This is a genomic window from Pseudostreptobacillus sp., from assembly GCF_977040545.1.
In genome coordinates, this window is sequence record NZ_CDRRBS010000043.1 from 1 (window position 1) to 8,772 (window position 8,772).

Here is an 8,772-nt window from a genome sequence, read left to right on the forward strand (position 1 = left end):
GTTATATTTATACTTTTGAAATTTGTAATAAATAATAAATGTGATGAAAAGAGTGATAAAGATGAGCATATAATTTAAATTTTGATAAATTTATTTTTAAAGGAGAAATAGATGCAAAAAAATATATTAAAGTTGATAGACAAAAAGATTTTTGTTATATTAGTTATTTTTAGAATTATTTTAAGTTTACACAATGGAGTAATATCATTTTTGATGAAAGTTATTTTAGATGAAATATTTAATAAAAATATTAAAATTATAAACACAATATTTTTAATTATAATAGTTATAACAATATTTCATGCTTATATTTATTATATATATGGTATTAGTCTTGAAAAAATGAAAAATAAATTGATGGAAAATATTACTTTTAATATTGTAAATAAATATTTGAGAGATACTAATGACGATTTTAATTTAGGTAATTTTACTACCTTAATTAATGAAGATGTGTATAACTTAAGTGATTATTTAATGTATGGATTTTTCCCTATATTAGATTTTTCTATTATGCTAATAGTAGGCTTTGTATATATTTTATTTTTTTCATTTAAAGCCTTTTTCCTATATCTATTTATAGGGTTAATATTTTTATACTATTCAAAGAAAAACTATAATATAGCATATGTTCAAAATGTAGGGTATTACGAAAAAGAAGATAGACATAAGGCTTATTTTGAAAGTATTATAAAAAATATACCTATTTTTCAAGTATATAATATTTTAAAATGGGCATTGGTAAAACATGAGCTTATTTACAAAGAAAAAATGAAAGAATATGATAGTGTAGCTTCTTCTATTTCAAAAATTGATAGTTTTTTTACAAGTGGAATATATTTTGTGCAGATACTTACATTTATTCTAGGTATGTATTTAGTATTTGTTAAAGAATTAACTTTACCTGAAATGGTATCTATATGGAATATAGGGGTGGGTTCAATAATTTATGTATTTATAGATCTTTTCCCTATAGTAAATTATATGATTATTCAAAAAACTTCCATAGAAAGAATAGAAAAACATATATTTTTAAAAGATGAAAATTATATAGAAAATATATGTTTTAGTGATGATGTAGATGGGATAAAAGGAGAAAATATTAATTTTTTATATGATGATAAAAATGTTTTAGAAAATTTATCATTTAATTTTCCAAATAAAAGTATCTCGTATATATTAGGTAAAAATGGAAGTGGTAAAAGTACTTTACTTAAATTACTCTTAAATGAATTAAAATTAAATAGTGGTAAAATATATACGAATATACATGATTTAAAATTTGTATTTGTTAGTCAAAAAAATACTTTATTTACTGCAAGTATATATGAAAATATATGTTTAAGTAGAAGAATATCAAAAGAAAAATTAGAATATATTTTACAAAAACTAAATATAATAGAAGTTATATATAAATTACCTAATGGATTAAATAGTATATATAATGAGGAGGTAAATTTTTCTGGTGGAGAAATTAGAAGAATTGCAATAGCTAGAGCTATATTAAATGATTTTGACTATATTTTACTTGATGAGCCTTTTTCAGATTTAGATAAAGTAAACCAAGATTTACTGATGGATTATCTATTAGAATTAAAAAAAGAAAAAGGAATAATAATTATTACACATACTACAGATATGATATTAGAAAGTGATAATGTTTTAAGGTTAGGTGATAGTAAATGAAAAATATTATTAAATTATGTAGAGAAATCAAAGTGTATTATATATGGAATATAGCTATAATATTTGCTATTTTAGAATTTTTAATAGCAAGAGGAATAATTAAATTAGAAGAAAATTTTAACAGTAAAAATATATCTATTCTTTTATTATTGATATTATTTTTATCTTTAATAGGATATTATTTAAATAAAAAAATATATTTAAAAGAAAAGGAATATAAGCAAAAGATAAATTCTGATATATTAACTTCCCTTACTAAAAAAGAATATATGAAAATTGATGAGAGTTTAGATGGAGAAATAATGACACTTTTAATATATGATAGTGATATAGTTTCTAAGGCATATATATCTGATTTAACAAAAATAGTTATAGGAATATTATCTTTTATTGCAGCAACTGTATTTGGATTTTTAACTTCTATTAGTCTTACTGTATTTTCATTAATTTTATGTCCGATGTCTTTATTAATATTTAAATATATTTCAGATAATATAGAAAAATCATGGAAATTAAGACAAGAAAGCAAAGAGAATAGTCAACAAATATTGAAGGAAATATTTGAAAATAAATCATTTCTAAAGATACTTAAAAGTGAAAATTTTGCAATAAAATTACTTAAAGATAGATATATTAAATTTTTAGATAGTAATTATGAAAATTCAAAACTTCAATGGAAGCTTTATACACTATCTATGTTATCGGGTCTTTTATTTGATAGTTTAAATTTAATGTTTAGTTTTTACCTTATATTAAATAATAAATTAACGATAGGTGGATTTATAGGATTTAGTTTACTTATTAGAAATTTTACCTGGATATTTTATGAACTTCCTAATAATTTAGTGAAAATAAAACAGGCTTATGTATCATTTAAAAGAATAAATGAGTTTACCTATATTGAAAATAGAGACAAATTTGAAGTAAATAATATATTCAGTATTAAATTAGAAAACATTTCTTTTTCATATATTGAAGGAGAAGAAGTTTTAAAAGATATATCTTTTGAGATAAATAAAGAAAATTCCAAAATATCAATATTGGGTAAATCAGGAACAGGTAAAAGTACACTTTTAAAAATTCTTTTGGGAATGTATAAACCTAATAAAGGTAAAATATTTATTAATGATAAAGAAGTAGACCTACTTCCTAAGAATATTTTTAACTACGTTCCTCAAAAAATAGAACTTTTTTCTTTTTCAATTAAAGAAAATATATTAATGGGTAGAGATGTATCTGAAGAGAAATTGAATGAAATAATAGAAAAAACAAATTTAAAAGAATTTATAAAAGAAAAAGGATTAGATTATGAAATAAAACTGAATGAAGAGATAGGTTTATCTTCAGGTCAAATTCAAAAAATAGGTTTGGCAAGAGCATTAGTAGAAGATAAAATATTATTATTAGATGAACCTTTTGCTAATATAGATGATGAAACAGAAAATAAATTATCCGAGTTTTTGTATAAAATTAATTTACCAGTAATACTAATTTCTCATAGAGGAAGCAAGTTTATAGATAAATCTAAAAATATATATTTAAAATAATAGTAGTAAAGTTTAAAAATTGTAATTTTTATATTTATTGTTTGTGATAATATAAATTATAAAAAAGTATCTAAAGAATATACTTTTTAAAACTATATACAAATGATGGTTTTAAAGTTATAAAATTAGATACTTTTTATTATTATTCCTTAAATTTATAGAATTAACGATTTTTTTACTAATTTAAATAGTTTATTAATTTATTTTCTATATATTTTATAAATCAACTTTTTCTTTAAGTAAATATCCTGATATATAGCATAAGATTAATCCTGTAATTATACATATTAAATGTAGTAGTATTGTACTATTTAATAAATAAAAATCGTAATAATAAAAATTGTAATGAAAGATAACTACTAAACTTAATGATATAGTTAAAAATATACTAGCTGATGTTGCTTTTGAACTATTAAATAATATTTTAGATATAACAATAACTAGGTAAATTAAAGATATAAAACAAAAAATTGTTAGACTAGTTGATAGAATTACTGTAATACCTGATTTTAATGTATTTATTTTTAATAATTCTAATAGTATTTCTTTGCTGTTAAATATAGTTGCAGATAAAGCTGAAATATATATAAGGCTGTTATATATAGTAGAATATATCACCTTAGATAATACAATATTAAATTTTTTAATAGGAAGGCTAAATATGAAATATCTTTCATTTGAATAAAAATCTCTAATCATTATAGATAAACTACGAGTAAATACAAATATATTGAAGAAAATTAATAGGCTTGTAAATGAAGATATAAATAAAATGCTTGAGTCTGGTTTAAAAATATGTGGATATACTAAACATAATAAGAAAGACATTAAAATATGTAATATCATAGTCTTGCCATCTTTTTTAAATAAATATTTTAAAAATTTAATCATGATTTTTACCTCCAAAATATTCTAAATATAGATCTTCAACAGAAATATTTTTATTTATTCTAATATCTTCTACATTATAAATCTTATCAATATTAGCATCTTTTAAAAACATTACTTGATCAAAAATGTGTTCTATATCTTTAATTAAATGAGTAGAGATTATAGCAGTTGATTCATCAGAAATATTTTCTATAATTAATTTTAATATTTCATTTCTTGTAACTATATCAACACCTGCTATTGGTTCATCTAATATATATATTTTTGCATCTCTTGATAGTATTAATATTAAATTTAATTTTTCTATATTTCCTTTAGATAAATTTTTAATTTTATCTTTTAGATTTAGATTCAATTTATTTATTAAATTTTCAAACTTTTTATCATTGAAATCTGTATAGAAAAATTTAAAGTAATTTCTTGCTTCATTTATATTAAGATCTTTATCTATAAAAGGAGCATCTGGTAAAAAACTAATATATTTATTTGTTTCTTCTGATTTTTTTTCATTGTTTATATAAATTTCACCATTATCTTCTTTAGTTATATTTAAAAGTATTTTCATTAATGTAGTTTTACCACTACCATTAGGACCAAGTAATCCTATTATTTTACCTTTTTCAATATTTAAATTAATATTATCTAATATTATTTTATTTCTATATTTCTTATTTAAATTTTTAATATTAATCATTATTATAAACCTCCTTTATACATTCTATAGTCTCATCTAATGAATATCCTAGTTCTTTCATATTAGATAGAAAATCTTGTATTGATTCATTTAATAAATCTTTTTTAATTTTTTTAATTAAACTATCATCTTCTGTTACAAAATAACCTATTCCTCTTTTGAGAACAATGATATTTTCATTTTCTAATTCTTTATAACTATTTAATACAGTGTTTTGATTTACTGTAAATTTATTAGCTATTTCTCTTACTGATTCAATTTTATCTCCTAAAGAATATTCTTTATTAATTATGCTTTTTAATATAGTATCTTTTATTTGGAGATATATTGGTTTTTTATTATTAAATTGCATACGAACCTCCTTGCTGTTATAGGCATATAGTACACCATAATAAAGCTGTTGTCAAGTGAAAAATTAAATTAACACTAAAAAAATTAATTATAAATATCCCCTTTTTATATACAATTTAGATATAACTAGGACTGATTATGGTTATAAAAAAACTCTTGCAAAGTCCTTATTTTTCTTGTAAAATTAAGAAAAAATAATTACTTATTAGGAGGAAAAATGAAAAATATAAAAAAAGTTTTTGCAGTAGTTGCAACTTTAGGTATAATGGTTGCATGTTCAACAGTTTCTACAACAGAAGGGAAAGAAGTATTTTATCATTCTAAATCAGGATATACTCATTCTCATTTAACTTTAAAACAAGATGATTCATCAACTTATGATGTTGATTTAGAATTTGAAGGAAAAGATTTAGATTTTGAAGTGAAAAAAGTTGCTGATAATAAATTTGAAGGAGAAGGAGCTGTAGTAGAATTTTTAAATAATAATGAAGTTAGAATTACTATAGATGGAAAGGTTATAGAATTCTTTATGCTAGATGGACATGAAGGTCATGGACATGGGCATGAACATCACCATAATCATTAAAAAACTTTAAAAGCGTGTTTTTAACACGTTTTTTTATTTAAAACAAAATAAAAGTTAAAAAATTAACAATTAACTATTTACTTTTTAAAGTTTATGTGGTATACTGAATTCATGAAAGATAAAAAATTCACTTAGTGAATGGTTTGGAGGAAACATGGTTAAAGACATTGAAAGTTTAAGAGAAATGATGGGGAGAGTAAGAGAGGCGCAAGCTAAGTATTCAACATATACTCAAGAGCAAGTTGATAAAATATTTAGAAAAGTTGCTCAAACAATAAATGATAAAAGAATACTTTTAGCTACTATGGCAGTTGAAGAAACTGGTATGGGATTAATAGAAGATAAAGTTATTAAAAATCACTTTGCTTCAGAATATATATACAACAAGTATAAAGATGAAAAAACTTGTGGAGTTTTAGAAGAAGATAAATCTTATGGAGTTAAAAAAGTTGCAACTCCAATAGGTGTTATAGCCGGAGTTATTCCAACAACAAATCCGACATCTACTGCTATATTTAAGATATTACTTGCATTAAAAACAAGAAATGCAATTATAATATCACCACATCCAAGAGCTAAGAACTCTACAATATATGCAGCTAGACTTGCTATGGAAGTTGCTAAAAAATATGGAGCTCCAGATGATATAATATCATGGATAGATGAACCTAGTATGGAACTTTCAAGAGAATTAATGGCAGAAGTTGACTTGATTTTAGCAACTGGAGGACCTGGTATGGTTAAGAGTGCTTATTCATCAGGAACACCTGCAATAGGAGTTGGAGCAGGTAATACACCAGTTATTATAGATGAAAGTGCTGATATTAAAATGACAGTAAACTATATTTTATTATCAAAAACATTTGATAATGGAGTTATATGTGCATCAGAACAAGCAGTAATATTACCTGAATCTAAATATGATATAATTAAACAAGAATTTCTAGATAGAGGGGCTTATGTATTAGCTAAAGATGAAATACAAAAAGTAAGAGATGTAATGTTTATAAATGGTGGATTAAATGCAGATATAGTTGGTCAAAGTGCATATAAAATAGCTAAAATGGCAGGACTTAATATACCTGAATCTTCAAGAGTATTAATAGGTGAAGTTGATGATTATAGTGATGCTGAAGCATTTGCTCATGAAAAATTATCACCAATTTTAGCAATGTATAAAGCTAAAAACTTTAAAGAACAAATGGATATAGCTAAAGCTTTAGTTGAACTTGGAGGACTTGGACATACTTCATGTATCTATATAGATCTTGCTGAACAAGAAAAAATAGATCAATTTGGAAGAGAAATGAAAACAGGAAGAACATTAGTTAATATGCCAGCTTCACTTGGAGCAATAGGGGATGTATTTAACTTCAAATTAGAACCATCATTGACTTTAGGTTGTGGTTCTTGGGGAGGAAACTCAGTATCAGAAAATGTCGGAGTTAAGCATTTATTAAATATTAAAACAGTTGCAGAAAGAAGGGAAAATATGTTGTGGTTTAAAGTTCCTGAAAAAGTATATTTCAAATATGGTTCATTACCGACTGCTTTAGAAGAATTAAAAGGAGAACATAAAAAAGCATTTATAGTTACAGATATGACTTTAGCAGAACTTGGATATACAAATCATATAACTCGTGTTTTAGATGAAATAGGAATAGATTATAGAATATTCTCAGGAGTAAGAGTTGACCCAACATTAAGTTCAACAGAAGCAGGAGCTGCTGCTATGCGTGAATATAATCCTGATGTAATTATAGCACTTGGTGGAGGAGCTGCTATGGATGCTGCTAAGATTATGTGGGTTCTATATGAATATCCAAATATTAGATTTAAAGATTTAGCAATGAGATTTATGGATATACGTAAGAGAATATTCGCATTCCCTAAAATGGGTATAAAATCTAAATTTATTGCTGTTGCAACATCAGCTGGTACAGGATCTGAAGTAACACCATTCTCAGTTATTACAGATGATGCTACTGGAGTTAAATACCCATTAGCAGATTATGAATTAACACCAGATGTTGCTATAAATGATCCAGAATTAATGTTAACTATGCCAAAAGGATTAACAGTTGCATCAGGTATAGATGTATTTACACATGCTATTGAATCTTATGTTTCAATACTAGCAACAGAGTACACTAAACCTTATTCATTAGAAGCAATGAAGATAGTTCTTCAATTCTTGCCAGAATCAGTTGATGGTGGAGCAAGTGCAAGAAAAGCTAAAGAAAAGATGGCTAATGCTTCTTGTATAGCAGGTATGGCATTTGCTAATGCTTTCCTTGGAATATGTCACTCATTAGCACATAAATTAGGAGGTAAATTCCATGTTCCTCACGGTATAGCTAATGCTTTATTACTTGAAGAAGTAATAAGATTTAATGCTGAAGACGCACCAACTAAGATGGGAGTATTCCCTCAATATAGATATCCTGATGCAATAAATAGATATGCAAAAGCAGCTGATTTCTTAGGATTAACTAAACCAGGACAAACTAGAGAAGAAAAAGTTGAAGAATTTATTAAAGCATTAAATGAATTAAAAGACAAGATAGGAATACCTAGAAGTATAAAAGAATGGGGTGTACCTGAAAAAGATTTCTTAGAAGCAGTTGATGAATTAGCTGTAGATGCATTTGATGATCAATGTACACCAGCTAACCCTAGATATCCATTAATTTCTGAATTAAAAGAAATTTACTTAAAATCTTATTATGGAAGAGAAGAGTATAAGAAAAAATTTGGTTCTAAAAAATCAAAAGGTAATAAATAAATTATCCTAAATAATATTATATAGTTAAAATATTGAGAGTAGACTTTAAAAAGTTTGCTCTTTTTATTATTGAATTACATAAAAATTATTGGGGAACTTATTGATGTTATGACATTAAATTTGTTCCCCAATTTTTAATTTATTTATATTATTTTAATTATTGAATTGACTATAATATAGTTCTGAATAGAAACCATTTTTTTCTAATAAATCCTTATGATTTCCTTGTTCA

At 23.8% G+C, this 8,772-nt stretch carries 7 protein-coding genes; 4 read left to right on the top strand and 3 right to left on the bottom strand.

The genetic code is table 11. The annotated features are described in order from the left end of the window. Nucleotides 1–111 precede the first annotated feature (111 nt). Both ACWYO2_RS03345 and ACWYO2_RS03350 read left to right on the top strand, forming a co-directional pair. Complete coding sequence (locus ACWYO2_RS03345; protein ID WP_455515083.1) at nt 112–1,686, top strand: ATP-binding cassette domain-containing protein; 1,575 nt, start codon at nt 112–114, stop codon at nt 1,684–1,686. Further along, nucleotides 1,683–3,233 carry an ATP-binding cassette domain-containing protein gene (locus ACWYO2_RS03350; protein ID WP_455515084.1) on the top strand — a complete coding sequence of 517 codons (1,551 nt, stop codon included), beginning with the start codon at nt 1,683–1,685 and terminating at the stop codon, nt 3,231–3,233. Before ACWYO2_RS03345 ends, ACWYO2_RS03350 begins: the two co-directional genes overlap by 4 nt. Nucleotides 3,234–3,449: 216 nt before the next feature. On the opposite strand, the gene ACWYO2_RS03355 is transcribed toward ACWYO2_RS03350, so the two are convergent. Genes ACWYO2_RS03355 through ACWYO2_RS03365 form a run of 3 tightly spaced genes read right to left on the bottom strand, consistent with a single transcriptional unit; the run spans nt 3,450 to nt 5,170 of the window. Then, nucleotides 3,450–4,124 (bottom strand): hypothetical protein, encoded by a 675-nt coding sequence (locus ACWYO2_RS03355; RefSeq protein WP_455515085.1) that lies wholly within the window; start codon nt 4,122–4,124, stop codon nt 3,450–3,452. Then, nucleotides 4,117–4,818, bottom strand: coding sequence for an ATP-binding cassette domain-containing protein (locus ACWYO2_RS03360; RefSeq protein ID WP_455515086.1), 702 nt, complete (start codon nt 4,816–4,818; stop codon nt 4,117–4,119). Before ACWYO2_RS03360 ends, ACWYO2_RS03355 begins: the two co-directional genes overlap by 8 nt. Then, nucleotides 4,811–5,170: a GntR family transcriptional regulator gene (locus tag ACWYO2_RS03365; protein ID WP_455515087.1), complete on the bottom strand. Its 360-nt coding sequence runs from the start codon at nt 5,168–5,170 to the stop codon at nt 4,811–4,813. The genes ACWYO2_RS03360 and ACWYO2_RS03365 overlap by 8 nt, the downstream gene beginning before the upstream one ends. A gap of 216 nt (nt 5,171–5,386) precedes the next feature. Between ACWYO2_RS03365 and ACWYO2_RS03370 the strand changes: the two genes are divergently transcribed. Then, a complete protein-coding gene (locus tag ACWYO2_RS03370; protein ID WP_455515088.1) occupies nt 5,387–5,755 on the top strand; it encodes a hypothetical protein in 369 nt (122 codons plus the stop codon). A 154-nt stretch (nt 5,756–5,909) separates the two neighbouring features. Then, complete coding sequence (adhE, locus tag ACWYO2_RS03375) at nt 5,910–8,540, top strand: bifunctional acetaldehyde-CoA/alcohol dehydrogenase (RefSeq protein WP_455515089.1); 2,631 nt, start codon at nt 5,910–5,912, stop codon at nt 8,538–8,540. Nucleotides 8,541–8,772 lie beyond the last annotated feature (232 nt).